Source organism: Streptomyces sp. NPDC091209, from assembly GCF_044757755.1.
GTDB lineage: Bacteria > Actinomycetota > Actinomycetes > Streptomycetales > Streptomycetaceae > Streptomyces.
This window is the reverse complement of the sequence record NZ_JBIVVR010000019.1, coordinates 23,449-38,289: the sequence shown is the minus strand read 5'-3', so window position 1 is coordinate 38,289 and position 14,841 is coordinate 23,449. Positions and strand designations below refer to the sequence as shown.

Below are 14,841 nucleotides of genomic sequence, written 5' to 3'. Positions count from 1 at the left end.
AGGAACCCGACGACGGTGTGGCTCGGGTGCGTATGGGACCCGGGCCGTCAGCAGGCCACGGCGACAGGCGGCTCCTCCAGTTGCCGTACGGCCACCACGTCCATCCGCGCGGGTGCACCAAGTGCCGAGCCGCAGCTCTGCGGGCGGGGCGGTAGCGAGGCTCCTTGCGCGACGAAGACTCGCCACAGGCGGCCGTCGGTGTGCGCGACGGTCACCTCCCAGCGCGGCGCGGCGCCGTCCGTACGGATCACCGTCAGGACATCTGCGGCCTGCTCGCCCGAAGCCGTGCGCACGGCCAGCTCTGCCGCCTGGCCGGGGCGTTCCCAGGCGGAGTTCCCGCGACAGCCCTCGGTGACGACACGGCCCTCCCTGACGCCCTGGAGGATCTCCTTGACGGCGTGGGCCTCGGCACGGCCGTACGCGTACCCGTACGGCAGGACCAGTACCGTGGGCGAGAAGCGGTGACCGCCCAGATGGGTGACCTCCCAGGTGCCGTTGACGCCGGAGGCGGCCAGTTCCGCCGCCAGGGGGCGTCCGAGCAGGGCGCAGCAGCGGTCGCGCTTGCCGTTGGTGCAGACGAGGGCCAGTGGATCGTCCGTGTGGGGCCGCCCTTGGAGAACCTCGTCGAAGGAGCGCGGATCACCCGTGCCGAGCGCGGCGAGATCGAGGTCGAGCAACTGCCCCGGATCACGCGTCATGGCGGCGTGCAGCCACACGTTTCCCGGGGTGGTGTGGGCCGCGTACACATGCCGTTCGGCGGGCGCGCCGCAGTCGGCATGGCGCCCGGGGTGGCGGATGAGCGCGATCCGCACCCCCGTGCCCTGTGCGGCCGCTTCGAGGGCGCGGCCGAGCGCGGGATCCAGGTGGCTCGAAGTGAGCGCCTTGGCACCCCAGGGTCCGGGCTGCTCGATGAGCAGCCATGTCCTCGCGGTGGCCGCGGTCCCGGAGAGGGGCTCGTCGAGGTGCCGCGACGCGGTCGTGCACGTACTCACAGAGGTGAGCCTAACCTGACTTCGCTCGGGGCGACTTCCTGCCACCCGCATGGGCGCGTCAGGGGTGGTCCGGGCGCGAGGCCGGGTGTGCGGAAGCGCGCGGGGGTAGAGCGGTCCGGGAGGGCGCGCAGGGGAGCCCTCCCCGGACGGCGCGCCGTCTAGCGGGGGAGCGGCTGCGGCGGCCGCTCGCCCACGTAGTGTCCGCTCGGTCGCATCCGCAGGGGACGCTCCGCGTACTCCTCCAGGGTGTGGGCGATCCAGCCCGCTGTCCGGGCGACGGCGAAGACCGTCTCTCCCGCCGATGCCGGCATGCCGGACGAGACGGTGAGGACGGCCAGAGCGAGGTCGACATTGGCGTGCAGGGGCGTGTGGCGGGCCGTGGTGGTCACCACGTCCCGGGCCGCCTCCAGGGCGGGCGCCGCCCCGGGTACGTCCTCCAGGAGGGCGAACAGCGCACGCGCGCGGGGGTCCTCGCCGGGGTAGAGCCGATGGCCGAGTCCGGGGACACGGCGCCCGGCGCGCAGTTCGTCGGCGACCACGGGAGCGGCGGTGCCCTGGTCCAGGACGTCGAGCAGCAGTCGGTGGGCGAGACCGCTGGCCGCCCCGTGCAGAGGACCTTCGAGGACGCCGAGGCCCGCCGAGACGGCCGCGTACGCGTGGGCGCGGGCCGACGCCGCGACCCGCACCGCCAGCGTCGAGGCGGCCAGGTCGTGGTCGACGAGCAGCCCGAGTGCCGTGTCCAGCACCCGTAGTGACGCGTCGTCCGGCGTGCGTCCGCTGAGCCGCGCCCACAGCCGCTGAGCCAGCGGGCCCTCGTCGTGGTGGTCGTGCCGTACGGGGGGAAGCGCGGCGACGAGGGTGGGGATCAGGGTGCGCCCGGTGCCGAGCACGGTGCTCTCGGAGAGGTCGAAGCGCAGGGGGTCGGCCGCCGCGGCGGCGATCGCCGCGACGCGCAGCCGGTCGGTCGGGCCGCTGTGCTCGGGCAGCGCGTCCACGCTGCGCCGGGCGACGGCCACGGACGCCTCCGGGGCCGTGAACGTCACACCCGGGCGCAGCTCGCCGGTCCACAGCCATTCGGCGATCTCTTCGTAGGAGTAGCGCGCGGCCAGTTCCGTCGCGTCGACGCCTCGGAAGTAGTACCGGTCCTTGTCGATCAGGGTGATGCGGGTACGGACGGAGAGTTCGCCGCTACCGCTCGAAGTGCCGCCGCCCTCCCGTCTGTTGCGCCGCGCGAGCGCCTCCACTTCCTTGGTGTCGAACGTGCTCCCGCGCCCTCCCGCCTCGCGCCTGCTGCTGAGCTGACCGCGGCTCACATACGCGTACACGGTCTCGGGCTTCACGCCGAGCAGTTCGGCGGTCTCCTTGGTGCTGAGCCGTCGGCCCTCGCGTGCCGACGTTGCCGCTTCTCGATCCCTCATGAGCGCCACCGTATCTGTGGATCAGTACATTGATTGGATCAATATTGACAGTCATATAGTCAAGCATGGACAGTCGAATCAAGTCCAGGGAGGAAACATGCCGATCAATCGGGCCGCGTCCACCTCTGTCGACGTACCGCGAGGACTCGCGGGCGTCGTCGTCACCGATACCGAACTGGGTGACGTCAGAGGGCTGGAGGGCTTCTACCACTACCGCCAGTACTCGGCCGTCGACCTCGCGCAGACCCGCGGCTTCGAGGACGTCTGGCATCTGATGGCCCACGGTGAACTGCCCGACGGGGCTCGCCGTGCCGCCTTCACCGCGCGCACCGCGCGGCTGCGTCGACTGCCGGACGACGTGCGTGCCGCGCTGCCCGCGATCGCGGCGGCGACCGGACCGTCGGGACCACTCGCCGGGCTGCGCACCGGGTTGTCGCTGCTCGGGGCCTCGCTGGGGTTCCGTCCGGTGTACGACATCGACGCCGGGCGGCGCCGCGACGACGGCCTCGCGGCGACGGCGACCGTGCCGACGCTGCTCACCGCGCTGTACCGCCTCGGGCAGGGGCTGGAGCCGGTGGAGCCGCGCGAGGACCTGGGGTATGCCGCCAACTACCTGTACATGTTGACGGGTTCCGAGCCGGATGCGCTGCGTGCTCGTGCGGTTGAGCAATACCTCATCTCAACTATTGACCATGGATTCAATGCATCAACGTTCACGGCGCGGGTGATCGCGTCCACCGGCGCGGATGTGGCGGCCTGCCTCGTAGGCGCGGTCGGGGCCCTCTCCGGCCCTCTCCACGGCGGTGCTCCCAGCCGGGCCCTGGACACGCTCGACGCGATCGGGACCCCCGACCGCATCGATCCCTGGATCCGCGAACGGGTCCTCGCCGGCGATCGCATCATGGGCTTCGGGCATCCCGTCTACCGCACGGAGGACCCGCGATCGCGCATGCTGCGCGGTATAGCGCAGGGCTTCGGCGGCCCTCTTGTCGAGTTCGCCGTCGAAGTGGAACAGCGGGTGGAGGCGATCCTGGCCGAACTCAAGCCGGGCCGCGAACTGCACACCAACGTGGAGTTCTACGCCGGCGTGGTCATGGAACTCTGCGGGCTGCCCCGTGGGATGTTCACCCCCACCTTCGCCGCCGCCCGCGCCGTCGGCTGGAGCGCCAACATCGTGGAGCAGGCCGAGGACTCGAAGATCATTCGCCCGGCGGCTCGGTACGTGGGACCGGTTCCGCCGGTGACGGTGCCCGCTCTCGGGTGACGGTGCCCGCTCTCGGGTGACGGGATCGAAACGGGCCCGGCACCAGGTCGGTGCCGGGCCCGGGGTGGCAGTGCTCCGGAACCGCTCCCGCTATACGCGCGGAATGTCGTCCCTGGCTTGGACGAGAGTCTCGCGCGTGATGACCACGATCCGCTCGTCGTCCCCTCGAGAGGCGTCGGGCGGGAGCATTCGCTCGAGCTCCCCAGTGGCCTCGCGCCCGATGACGGCGAAGCTGCCGTCACTGAGCTCGAAGATATCGGGGCAGGACTGGCCGGATGCACTGCCTCGTGCACGGGGAGAGGTACCGATCCGACGGATGACAGTCATCATTGTCTCGGCCTTTCGTGCGGTGACCCTGAGGCCACGGTGCGGGACGTCCCGTGACCGCCCACCGGACAGGGCGGGTTGCGACACGGGCTACCGGGGGCAAAGCGAACGCGTGGCGATGTGATGGTGTGCCGATACTCGTGCGAGGACACGGCGTTCGGTCACCTATGCGTCGGGAATATCCGCCTTCGCGTGAATAAGGGTTTCGCGGGAGACCACGACGATTCTCTCGTAGTCCGCCCGGGACGCGTCGCCGGGGAGTTCGGCGTCGAGCGTCTCGGTGACATCTGTACCGATCACAGCGAACCTGCCGTCGGACAGTTCGAAAATATCTGGGCAATTGGCACCGGACGTACTTCCTCGCAAGCTCGGAGGCGTGCCAATCCGACGGATGATGTGGCTCACTGTTCTTGATTCCCTTTGATCTCGAGGTGGGATTGGCTGCGCGCCGATGCTGCGCGGCGCGATGCGGCCCTGTGGGGCCGCGACCTCGAAACCGGCAGAGTGGAGCGACGGTGCGGTGGGGATCGACCCAAACGTAATAGCGCAGTAGTCAACCCTGTTGGCATCTGAGGAAACGCGGCGGTTTACTGGTTCGTTATCGCCCGAAGGTGTGATTCCCCCGCCGGGGTGGCGCGGATGAACGTACTCGCGCCGGAGCGTGGCGGGCGAAGGGCGCTACTCGCTCGGCGGTTCACCCACGACCCACCACTCGTCCGTGTCTGTTTCCTCCAGTTGTGCGAGGAGATCTTCGACCATGAGTCCGATTTGGGCCTCTTCTGACGTGCTGATCAGACTTACTCGATGAGGGCGCGTTGCGTACCAGTACTCGCGGAAGATCGGGTGCTGGAGCCACCCGCGGGCAAAGCCGAAGAATTCCTCGCGGGTGATGTTGCCCATGCGGTAGTAGCAGAGCGCGTTGGTGTACAAGGCGTTGGCGAAGAGGAACTGGCGCTGCTTCTTCGGGGAGACGGTCCCCTCGTACGCGTCCAGCACCTCGGCCAGTTCGGGATCGTCCATCGCCTTGCTCAACAGTTCCCAGTGGAGCCGCTGTTGGTGGGCGAGGTTGGCCTGGCGCTGGGTCTGGGCGGCTTGTTCGAGCAGCTCGATCCGCGCGTGCAGCGCGTCGAGCGCGGTTCGCTGCCTGACGAGGGTGACGGCGGCCCCTGCCAGCAGACCGACCGCTGCCGCGGCAGCGGAGCGCAACCCACGCACTGTGGTTTTCCGTGTGGCCATGTCAACCCCCGAATCAGGCGACCGTCCGCCGGTCGTCGGTTGTGGGGCGACAGGGAGCGGACCGGCGAGCGGTGGGCGGCGCGCTTGCCGCCCCCCAGTGTTGCCGAGCGGCTCTGATCGGCAGGGAGGCGGAGAGGAGGCGCACGGAGGGATGTGCGGGTCGCGTCCACCGGCGCCATGTCCAACGTGTGCCCCGCGAGCGCCGCTAACAATCGTTCACTTCGGGGCGTTTCCACCCACTCGTATGCTGGGTCGGTATTCATTCCCCGCGTGAGCGCCGGTCCCGTGAGCCGGTGCGCGCACAGGTTCAGAGAGGGCGCGTGGTGAGTCAGTCGAGTCCCCGGCAGATCCCGGTCATCGTTCTCGCCGGCTTCCTGGGTTCAGGGAAGACCACGCTGCTCAACCATCTCCTGCACCGCAGCGGTGGCAGCCGTATCGGAGCCGTCGTCAATGACTTCGGGGCGATCGAGATCGACGCGATGGCGGTGGCCGGAGCGCTCGGCGACTCCACCGTCTCGCTGGGCAACGGGTGCCTGTGCTGTGCGGTCGATGTCGGTGAACTTGATCAATATCTTGATCGGCTCGCTCAGCCGTCTGCCCGGATCGATGTCATCGTCATCGAGGCGAGCGGGCTCGCCGAGCCCCAGGAACTCGTGCGCATGGTGCTCGCCAGTGAACACCCGGGGATCGTGTACGGAGGGCTCGTCGAGGTCGTCGACGCCGCCGAGTTCGCCGGCACGCGCGAGAAGCATCCCGAGATCGACCGGCACCTCGCCCTCGCCGATCTCGTCGTCGTCAACAAGATCGACCGGACCGACGACTCCGAACGCGTGCTGGGTGTCGTCCGGGAGCTCGCCGACCGGGCCCCGGTCGTCCCCGCGACCTACGGCCGTGTCGATCCGGAGTTCCTCTTCGACTGCCGGCCCAGCGAGGAGCGCATCGGACAACTGTCCTTCGACGATCTCCACGATCACGGGGAAGGCGAGGAAGACGACCGGGGGGAGGGCGGTCAAGAGGAGCATGGCCATCTCGGCCATCTGCACTCCGCCTACGCATCCCTGTCCTTCAGCTCCGAAGTGCCGCTGGCGCCGAGGCGGTTGATGGCGTTCCTCGACAGCAGGCCCGAAGGGCTCTACCGGATCAAGGGGTACGTCGACTTCGGCGTCCAGGACCTCCGCAACCGGTACGCCGTACATGCCGTCGGGCGGTTCCTGCGCTTCTATCCGGAGCCCTGGGCAGGCGCGGACGAGCGGCTGACCCAGCTCGTCCTCATCGGCTCCGGCATCGACACGGTGGCGCTGACCAAAGAGCTGGAGGCGTGCGAAGAGGACGCCCCGCACGCCGACGAGCACAGCATGTGGGGCGTCCTCCGCTACGTACAGGAGCCGAACCCGGAGGGCTGACCCCGGACCGCGCCGGGGCCGGCCGGTCCGGAAGGCCGACCGCGCACTACACCGGGCCCGCCACCACCGACACCGGCTTGCCCAGCGAGATGCCCGAGCCGTCGCGGCGCGGGTCGATCTCCGGCAGGTCGACGGGCATACCGGTCTTCTGCGCCGCGCGTCCCGGCGTCGGCCCGGCCCAGGCCAGCGACAGGCAGTCCTCGCCCTTCAGGAACCGCTGGCAGCGCACACCGCCCGTGGCGCGGCCCTTGCGCGGGTACTGGTCGAAGGGAGTCAGCTTGGCCGTGGTCTGGACGGAGTCGTCCAGTGTCCCGCGCGAACCCGCGACCGTGAACACCACCGCGTCGACAGCCGGATCGACCGCGGTGAACGAGATCACCTTCGCGCCGTCGGTCAGCTTGATGCCTGCCATGCCACCCGCGCCACGGCCCTGCGGGCGGACCTGCGAGGCCTGGTAGCGCAGCAACTGGGCGTCGTCCGTGATGAAGACCAGGTCCTCCTCGCCGGTGCGCAGCTCGACGGCGCCGACGATCCGGTCGCCGTCCTTGAGGGTGATGACCTCCAACTCCTCCTTGTTCGAGGGATAGTCGGGCACCACACGCTTGACGACACCCTGCTCCGTGCCGATCGCCAGTCCCGGCGACGTCTCGTCGAGCGTCGTCAGGCAGATCACCGTCTCGTCCGGCTCCAGGGCGGACAGGAACTCCGAGACCGGAGCGCCCCCGGAGAGATTCGGCGCCGACGCCGTCTCGGGCAGCCGCGGGAGGTCGATCACGTTCAGCCGCAGCAGGCGGCCCAGGGACGTGACGGCACCGATCTCGCCGCGCGCCGTCGCGGGCACCGCGGAGACGATCACGTCGTGCTTGGTGCGCTTGCCGTCCGGGTCCTCCCCGAAGGGCTCACCGGTCGCCGTACGCGCCAGCAGTCCCGTGGAGGACAGCAGGACCCGGCACGGGTCGTCGGCGACCTGGAGCGAGACCGTCGCGGCGGGGCTGCTCGCGGACTCCAGGAGCACCGTGCGCCGGTCGGTACCGAACTTCTTGGCCACCGCGGCCAGTTCACCGGAGACCAGCTTGCGCAGCTCCGTGTCCGAATCCAGGATGCCGGTCAGCTCGTCGATCTCGCCGTTGAGCCGGTCGCGCTCGGACTCCAGCTCGATGCGGTCGAACCGGGTGAGGCGGCGCAGCGGCGTGTCCAGGATGTACTGCGTCTGGATCTCGGAGAGGGAGAAGTGCTCGATCAGGCGTTCCTTGGCCTGCGCCGAGTTGTCGCTGGAGCGGATGAGGCGGATGACCTCGTCGATGTCCAGGAGGGCGACGAGCAGACCCTCGACCAGGTGGAGCCGGTCGCGCTTCTTGGTGCGGCGGAACTCGCTGCGGCGGCGCACGACCTCGAAGCGGTGGTCGAGGTAGACCTCCAGCAGCTCCTTGAGGCCCAGGGTGAGCGGCTGACCGTCCACCAGCGCCACGTTGTTGATACCGAAGGACTCCTCCATCGGCGTCAGCTTGTAGAGCTGTTCGAGGACCGCCTCCGGCACGAAGCCGTTCTTGATCTCGATGACCAGGCGCAGTCCGTGCGCACGGTCGGTGAGGTCCTTGACGTCGGCGATGCCCTGGAGCTTCTTCGCGCCGACCAGGTCCTTGATCTTGGCGATCACCTTCTCCGGGCCGACGGTGAAGGGCAGTTCGGTGACGACGAGGCCCTTGCGGCGGGCCGTTACGTCCTCGACCGCCACCGTGGCACGGATCTTGAAGGTGCCACGGCCCGTCTCGTACGCGTCCCTGATCCCGGAGAGGCCGACGATCCGGCCGCCGGTGGGCAGGTCGGGGCCCGGGACGTGCTTCATCAGCGTCTCGAGGTCGGCGGCCGGGTACCGGATGAGGTGGCGGGCGGCGGCGATGACCTCGCCGAGGTTGTGCGGCGGCATGTTGGTGGCCATGCCGACGGCGATCCCGGACGAGCCGTTGACCAGGAGGTTCGGGAAGGCGGCCGGCAGCGCCACCGGTTCCCGCTCCTGGCCGTCGTAGTTGGGCGAGAAGTCGACCGTGTCCTCGTCGATCGACTCGGTCATGAGCGACGTCGCGTCGGCCATCCGGGCCTCGGTGTAACGCATCGCGGCCGGCGGGTCGTCGTTGCCGAGCGAACCGAAGTTGCCATGGCCGTCGACCAGGGGAAGACGCATGGAGAAGGGCTGCGCCAGACGCACCAGGGCGTCGTAGATCGACGCGTCGCCGTGCGGGTGCAGCTTGCCCATGACCTCGCCGACGACGCGGGCGCACTTCACATAGCCGCGGTCGGGGCGCAGGCCCATCTCGTTCATCTGGTACACGATGCGACGGTGCACCGGCTTGAGGCCGTCGCGGGCGTCCGGCAGGGCTCGCGAGTAGATGACCGAGTACGCGTATTCGAGGAAGGAGCCCTGCATCTCGTCCACGACGTCGATGTCGAGGATCTTCTCCTCGTACGAGTCGTCGGGCGGCGGGGTCTTCGTGCTGCGGCGGGCCATCGCTGCTGCGGCTCCTTCACAGTCTCTGCCGGGGCATGAACGGGTTCTGACGCGCACCATTGTGGACCGCCCCACTGACAACGCCGACCGCGACCCGTCCGTAGCGGCCCCCTGGCGCGCTCCGCGGGCACCGTCGAGCCCCCTCCCGAGACCGTCCCCGAGCGGCCGTCGAGCCCCGTACCCTGCGCCCCCGAACGCGTCCGCGGTGGTTCCAGGGGCGTTCTCCGGCGTGTGTCAGGGACACGCGTAAGTCTCGCTCTCGGCGTACGAGGTGCGGGAACTTCGCCAGCCGTCCGCGCGCTTGCATACAGTGGCAGGACCGACAGGAATGACGTAGTTCCGCGATCGAAGGGACGTACATGCCCATGGGTCACACGGCCACAGCTGAGGCAGGCTCCGGCGGCCTGACAGCGACCGAGCACCGCCTGGCCAACGGCCTGCGCGTGGTGCTCTCCGAGGACCATCTGACCCCGGTCGCCGCGGTGTGCCTCTGGTACGACGTCGGCTCGCGCCACGAGGTCAAGGGCCGGACCGGACTCGCCCACCTCTTCGAGCACCTGATGTTCCAGGGCTCCAAGCAGGTCCACGGCAACGGTCACTTCGAACTCGTCCAGGGCGCCGGCGGCTCGCTCAACGGCACGACGAGCTTCGAGCGCACCAACTACTTCGAGACCATGCCCACCCACCAGCTGGAGCTCGCCCTCTGGCTGGAGGCCGACCGTATGGGCTCGCTGCTCGCGGCACTGGACGACGAGTCCATGGAGAACCAGCGCGACGTCGTCAAGAACGAGCGCCGGCAGCGTTACGACAACGTCCCGTACGGCACGGCGTTCGAGAAGCTCACCGCGCTCTCGTACCCCGAGGGCCACCCCTACCACCACACCCCGATCGGGTCGATGGCGGACCTGGACGCGGCCACCCTGGAGGACGCCCGCGCGTTCTTCCGCACCAACTACGCGCCCAACAACGCGGTCCTGTCGGTCGTCGGGGACATCGACCCGGAGCAGACGCTCGTCTGGGTGGAGAAGTACTTCGGCTCCATCCCCGGGCACGACGGCAAGCCCGCCCCGCGGGACGGCTCGCTGCCGGACGTCATCGGAGAGCAGCTGCGCGAGGTCGTCGAGGAGGACGTCCCGGCGCGTGCCCTGATGGCCGCCTACCGGCTCCCGGAGGACGGTACGCGCGCGTGCGACGCGGCCGACCTGGCGCTCACCGTCCTCGGCGGCGGCGAGTCCTCCCGGCTCTACAACCGGCTCGTACGCCGTGACCGCACCGCCGTGGCGGCCGGCTTCGGCCTACTGCGGCTCGCCGGAGCGCCCTCCCTGGGCTGGCTGGACGTGAAGACGTCCGGCGACGTCGAGGTCCCGGTCATCGAGGCCGCCGTCGACGAGGAACTCGCCCGGTTCGCCGAGGAGGGCCCCACGGCCGGGGAGATGGAGCGCGCGCAGGCCCAGTTGGAGCGCGAATGGCTCGACCGGCTCGGTACCGTCGCGGGCCGCGCCGACGAACTGTGCCGGTACGCCGTCCTGTTCGGTGACCCGCAGCTCGCCCTGACCGCCGTGCAGCGCGTCCTCGACGTCACGGCGGAGGAGGTCCAGGAGGCCGCCAAGGCCCGCCTGCGCCCCGACAACCGCGCGGTGCTCGTCTACGAGCCGACCACCGCCGAAGCCGCCGACGCGGCTGACTCCGCCGACGAGACCGACGAGGAGGCGGCGAAGTGACCGATCTCGCCACCATGGACTTCCACCCGCAGCCGCAGGGCGGCCGGCCCAAGCCGTGGGCGTTCCCCGCCCCCGAGCGCGGCACCCTGGACAACGGCCTGACCGTGCTGCGCTGCCATCGCCCCGGCCAGCAGGTCGTCGCCGTCGAGGTCATCCTCGCCGCGCCGCTGGAGGCCGAGCCCGCGGGTCTGGACGGCATCGCCACGATCATGGCGCGCGCCTTCTCCGAGGGCACCGACAAGCACTCGGCCGAGGACTTCGCCGCCGAACTGGAGCGCTGCGGAGCCACGCTCGACGCGCACGCCGACCACCCCGGCGTACGGCTGTCCCTCGAAGTGCCCGTCTCGCGCCTGGCCAAGGCCCTGGGCCTGCTCTCCGACGCCCTGCGGGCCCCCGCGTTCGCGGACAGCGAGGTCGAGCGGCTGGTGCGCAACCGGCTCGACGAGATCCCGCACGAGACGGCCAACCCGGCCCGTCGTGCCGCCAAGGAGCTCTCCAAGGAACTGTTCCCGGCGAGCGTGCGCATGTCGCGCCCGCGCCAGGGCACCGAGGAGACCGTCCAGAGCATCGACTCGGCGGCCGTACGCGCCTTCTACGAGAGGCACGTACGTCCCGCCACGGCCACCGCGGTCGTCGTCGGCGACCTGACCGGTGTCGACCTCGACGAGCTGCTCGGCGACACGCTCGGCTCCTGGACCGGTTCGTCCGCCGAGCCGCGTCCCGTGCCGCCGGTGAGCGCCGACGACACCGGCCGCGTGATCATCGTCGACCGCCCCGGGGCCGTCCAGACCCAGCTGCTCATCGGCCGGGTCGGCGCCGACCGGCACGACCGCGTGTGGCCCGCCCAGGTGCTCGGCACCTACTGCCTCGGCGGCACCCTCACCTCGCGCCTGGACCGCGTCCTGCGCGAGGAGAAGGGCTACACCTACGGCGTACGGGCGTTCGGCCAGGTCCTGCGCTCCGCGCCGGACGGCACGGGCATCGCGATGCTCGCCATCAGCGGCTCGGTGGACACCCCGAACACGGGTCCTGCGCTCGACGACCTGTGGAAGGTGCTGCGCACCCTGGCGGCCGAGGGGCTGACCGACACGGAGCGCGATGTGGCCGTGCAGAACCTGGTGGGTGTCGCGCCCCTCAAGTTCGAGACGGCGGCGGCCGTCGCGAGCACGCTCGCGGACCAGGTCGAGCAGTACCTGCCGGACGACTATCAGGCGACGCTCTATCAGCAACTGGCCGCCACCGGCACCGTGGAGGCCACCGCGGCCGCCGTGAGCGCGTTCCCGATGGACCGTCTGGTGACCGTTCTGGTGGGCGACGCGGCGCAGATCGAGGAGCCCGTCAGGGCCCTCGGAATCGGTGAAGTCAGCGTGGTGGCCGCCGAGTAGAGCCCCTGCGACCGAGGAGGCCCTGGTGACTGAAGAGTCGTCAGGGCCTTCTTTTTTCCCGGACACCGCTCCCAAGATGTCCGTGTTCGTACGGGCGTTGCCCTTCTGCCCTGTGGGATGCGTTACAAAAATCGTGATCCGTTTGTTGTTCGAATGATGCCCCGTTTAGCGTCGGTCCGACTGTTCGTCACGCAGTGCGCCGCGCCCGCGGCAACCGGACAGTCATCGCCGAGTCCCCCTATGGCGCGAGTCAGGGGAGCCGGGGACCCACACGTAGTCCCTGGGGTGAATCGGACGCCCTCCCCGGAGGGGGTCCGTAGGAGACCTTCCTGCTCCGAACCCGTCAGCTAACCCGGTAGGCGAGAGGGAAGGAAAGGATCAGCCCCTACATGGCGTTCTCCTGTGGCACCGGCAAGCATCGTCGTCCGAGCCGGGTGCACAGCACCACCACGACCGCCGTCGGGGTGGCGGCGCTCACCACCACCGGTGTGATCGGAACCCTGGCCGCGCCCGCGTTCGCCGCGGAAGCCTCCGTCGAGCAGACCGGGCTGACCCAGGCCGTCACGCTCGGCGACTCGGTCGCCGACCAGATCGACGCCCAGGCCTTCGCGCAGCAGCGCGCCGCCGAGGAGGCTGCCGCGCGGAAGCAGGCCGAGCAGACCGCGCGCAAGCACGCCGCCGAGCAGGCCGCGAAGTCCCGCGAGGCCAAGGAGCGCGCCGCCCGTGAGGCCGAGCGCAAGCGCCTGAACATGTTCGTCATCCCGATCACCGGTTCGTACGTCTCCACCGGCTACCAGGCCAGCAGCAGCCTCTGGTCCTCGGGAAGCCACACCGGCGTCGACTTCCATGCCGCGTACGGCACCTCGGTCCACTCCGTCGGCTCCGGCACCGTCGTCACGACCGGCTGGGGCGGTGCCTACGGCAATCAAGTAGTGATCAAGATGCTTGACGGCACGTACACCATGTACGGCCACCTGTCGTCCATCGGGGTGTCGGTGGGGCAGACGGTCACTCCTGGGCAGCAGATCGGCCTCTCCGGTGACACCGGCAACACCACCGGACCCCACCTCCACTTCGAGGCCCGTACGACAGCGGAGTACGGCTCGGACATCGACCCGGTCGCGTACCTGCGCTCGCACGGAGTCAACGTCTGACGACCGCTTCGCGGCTTCTTCACCGCTTTCGATGCCCCGGCTCACCGAGCCGGGGCATCATCGTTTCCGGAGGCCGTCTGTCCAAAAAATATCCATGGATTCAGGCCCGCCATCGGAAATTCAGGCTTCCTGCAATAGAGTCACTGAACAAGCGTCAATCGATGGCGTTTCGCGGGGATTAAAGCGGAGGTCGGTCATGCGTATTCCGGCGCACTCGGTATGCACGGCGATCCGTGACGACATCGTCGCGGGTGTCTACGAGCGCGGCGGCCGGCTCACCGAGGAACTGCTCGCGCGGCGCTACGGCGTCTCGCGCGTCCCCGTGCGCGAGGCCCTGCGCACCCTGGAGGCCGAGGGCTTCGTGGTCACCCGCCGGCACGCGGGCGCGTGCGTCGCGGAACCCACCGAGCAGGAGGCCGCGGACCTCCTGGAGATGCGCATGCTGCTGGAACCGCTGGGCGCCGCGCGGGCCGCCCAACGGCGTACGGAGGCCCATCTCAAGGTGCTGCGAGGCCTGGTCAGGCTGGGCCAGGAGCGTTCCAGGAGGGGCCACAGCGAGGATCTGCGCTCGCTGGGCGGCTGGTTCCACGAGACGCTCGCACAGGCGTCCGGCAGTCCCGCGCTGACCTCCACGCTCGCCCAGCTGCGACACAAGATCGCCTGGATGTACTCGGTGGAGGCGCCGGCCAACCCCGCGGAGTCCTGGGCGGAACACGGCGGCATCGTCGACGCGGTCGCCCGCGGCGACAGCGAGCGGGCCCGCGCGATCACGGCGCTGCACACCGAGCGCGCGACGGCCGTGCACCGGCTCCGTTTTCCCGGCGGCGACCGGCCGGACCGTGTGAGAAGTTCGCAACATCCCGTAAACATGACGGGCCCGCGTCATTAACACAGGCGCCGTATACAAAGAGGGATATTCGGCAGGGGCTCATTTCTGGTGCCCTTTTATTCGCGTGCCCGGAATTTCGGAGCGCGCTATTTCCGTGACCGCGGCGCGAGGGCCGCACGTGTCACCGGGAGAATTCCTGAGCTGAGCGCGGAAAACGGCCGAGCCTCGCCGCCCGGGGAAGGGGAGGCGCGGCTCGGCCGCGTGTGTCCTGAGCGTCTGGTGGGCTCAGACGGTCTCGGGGAGCTCGTCGAGCCCCTCGGCGACCAGCTTCGCCAGACGGTCGAGAGCCGCGTCCGCGCCCTCGGAGTCCGACGCGAGGACGATCTCCTCGCCGCCCTGGGCGCCCAGGCCGAGGACCGCGAGCATGGAGGCCGCGTTGACGGGGTTGCCGTCGGACTTGGCGATCGTCACGGGGATGCCGGAGGCCGTGGTGGCCCGGACGAAGATGGAGGCGGGGCGGGCGTGGAGGCCCTCGGTCCAGCCGACGTTGACGCGGCGCTCAGCCATGTGATGCTGCCCTTCGGGTGTTCCAGGTTGTCTAGACCA

Annotated in this window: 13 protein-coding genes and 1 riboswitch; of the genes, 6 read left to right on the top strand and 7 right to left on the bottom strand. The window is 69.8% G+C overall.

From position 1 onward, the window contains the following. Positions 1–47: 47 nt before the first annotated feature. Positions 48–992 (bottom strand): sucrase ferredoxin, encoded by a 945-nt coding sequence (locus tag ACIQRL_RS37110; protein WP_401340024.1) that lies wholly within the window; start codon positions 990–992, stop codon positions 48–50. Between the two features lie 158 nt (positions 993–1,150). Beyond that, positions 1,151–2,410, bottom strand: a complete 1,260-nt coding sequence (locus ACIQRL_RS37105; RefSeq protein WP_401340022.1) for a citrate synthase — start codon at positions 2,408–2,410, stop codon at positions 1,151–1,153. Between the two features lie 97 nt (positions 2,411–2,507). On the opposite strand from ACIQRL_RS37105, the gene ACIQRL_RS37100 reads away from it, so the two are divergent. Continuing rightward, complete coding sequence (locus ACIQRL_RS37100) at positions 2,508–3,674, top strand: citrate synthase/methylcitrate synthase (RefSeq protein ID WP_401340019.1); 1,167 nt, start codon at positions 2,508–2,510, stop codon at positions 3,672–3,674. A 90-nt stretch (positions 3,675–3,764) separates the two neighbouring features. Here ACIQRL_RS37100 and ACIQRL_RS37095 read toward each other — a convergent pair whose 3' ends face one another. From ACIQRL_RS37095 to ACIQRL_RS37085, 3 genes are all read right to left on the bottom strand, one after another. Beyond that, a complete protein-coding gene (locus ACIQRL_RS37095) occupies positions 3,765–4,001 on the bottom strand; it encodes a hypothetical protein (protein ID WP_401340214.1) in 237 nt (78 codons plus the stop codon). 165 nt (positions 4,002–4,166) lie between these two features. Further along, positions 4,167–4,406, bottom strand: a complete 240-nt coding sequence (locus ACIQRL_RS37090) for a hypothetical protein (RefSeq protein ID WP_401340018.1) — start codon at positions 4,404–4,406, stop codon at positions 4,167–4,169. A 273-nt stretch (positions 4,407–4,679) separates the two neighbouring features. After that, complete coding sequence (locus tag ACIQRL_RS37085; protein WP_401340015.1) at positions 4,680–5,216, bottom strand: DUF6082 family protein; 537 nt, start codon at positions 5,214–5,216, stop codon at positions 4,680–4,682. A gap of 344 nt (positions 5,217–5,560) precedes the next feature. Here ACIQRL_RS37085 and ACIQRL_RS37080 point away from each other — a divergent pair, with 344 nt between their 5' ends. After that, on the top strand, positions 5,561–6,640 hold the full coding sequence (locus tag ACIQRL_RS37080; protein WP_401340013.1) for a CobW family GTP-binding protein: 1,080 nt from the start codon (positions 5,561–5,563) through the stop codon (positions 6,638–6,640). A gap of 46 nt (positions 6,641–6,686) precedes the next feature. Here ACIQRL_RS37080 and ACIQRL_RS37075 read toward each other — a convergent pair whose 3' ends face one another. Continuing rightward, the gene (locus tag ACIQRL_RS37075; RefSeq protein WP_401340011.1) at positions 6,687–9,146 is read right to left on the bottom strand and encodes a DNA topoisomerase (ATP-hydrolyzing) subunit A; all 2,460 of its coding nucleotides are present in this window, start codon (positions 9,144–9,146) and stop codon (positions 6,687–6,689) included. A 365-nt stretch (positions 9,147–9,511) separates the two neighbouring features. Here ACIQRL_RS37075 and ACIQRL_RS37070 point away from each other — a divergent pair, with 365 nt between their 5' ends. From ACIQRL_RS37070 to ACIQRL_RS37055, 4 genes are all read left to right on the top strand, one after another. Beyond that, complete coding sequence (locus tag ACIQRL_RS37070) at positions 9,512–10,867, top strand: M16 family metallopeptidase (RefSeq protein WP_401340212.1); 1,356 nt, start codon at positions 9,512–9,514, stop codon at positions 10,865–10,867. After that, complete coding sequence (locus tag ACIQRL_RS37065; protein ID WP_401340008.1) at positions 10,864–12,252, top strand: M16 family metallopeptidase; 1,389 nt, start codon at positions 10,864–10,866, stop codon at positions 12,250–12,252. The genes ACIQRL_RS37070 and ACIQRL_RS37065 overlap by 4 nt, the downstream gene beginning before the upstream one ends. A 216-nt stretch (positions 12,253–12,468) precedes the next feature. Then, positions 12,469–12,629, top strand: a riboswitch (cyclic di-AMP (ydaO/yuaA leader). Positions 12,630–12,641: 12 nt separating this feature from the next. Then, the gene (locus ACIQRL_RS37060) at positions 12,642–13,406 is read left to right on the top strand and encodes a M23 family metallopeptidase (protein ID WP_401340005.1); all 765 of its coding nucleotides are present in this window, start codon (positions 12,642–12,644) and stop codon (positions 13,404–13,406) included. Positions 13,407–13,602: 196 nt separating this feature from the next. Next, positions 13,603–14,295 (top strand): GntR family transcriptional regulator, encoded by a 693-nt coding sequence (locus tag ACIQRL_RS37055; protein ID WP_401340003.1) that lies wholly within the window; start codon positions 13,603–13,605, stop codon positions 14,293–14,295. A 225-nt stretch (positions 14,296–14,520) separates the two neighbouring features. On the opposite strand, the gene ACIQRL_RS37050 is transcribed toward ACIQRL_RS37055, so the two are convergent. Further along, positions 14,521–14,802, bottom strand: coding sequence for an HPr family phosphocarrier protein (locus tag ACIQRL_RS37050; protein WP_328552984.1), 282 nt, complete (start codon positions 14,800–14,802; stop codon positions 14,521–14,523). Between the last annotated feature and the right edge of the window lie 39 nt (positions 14,803–14,841).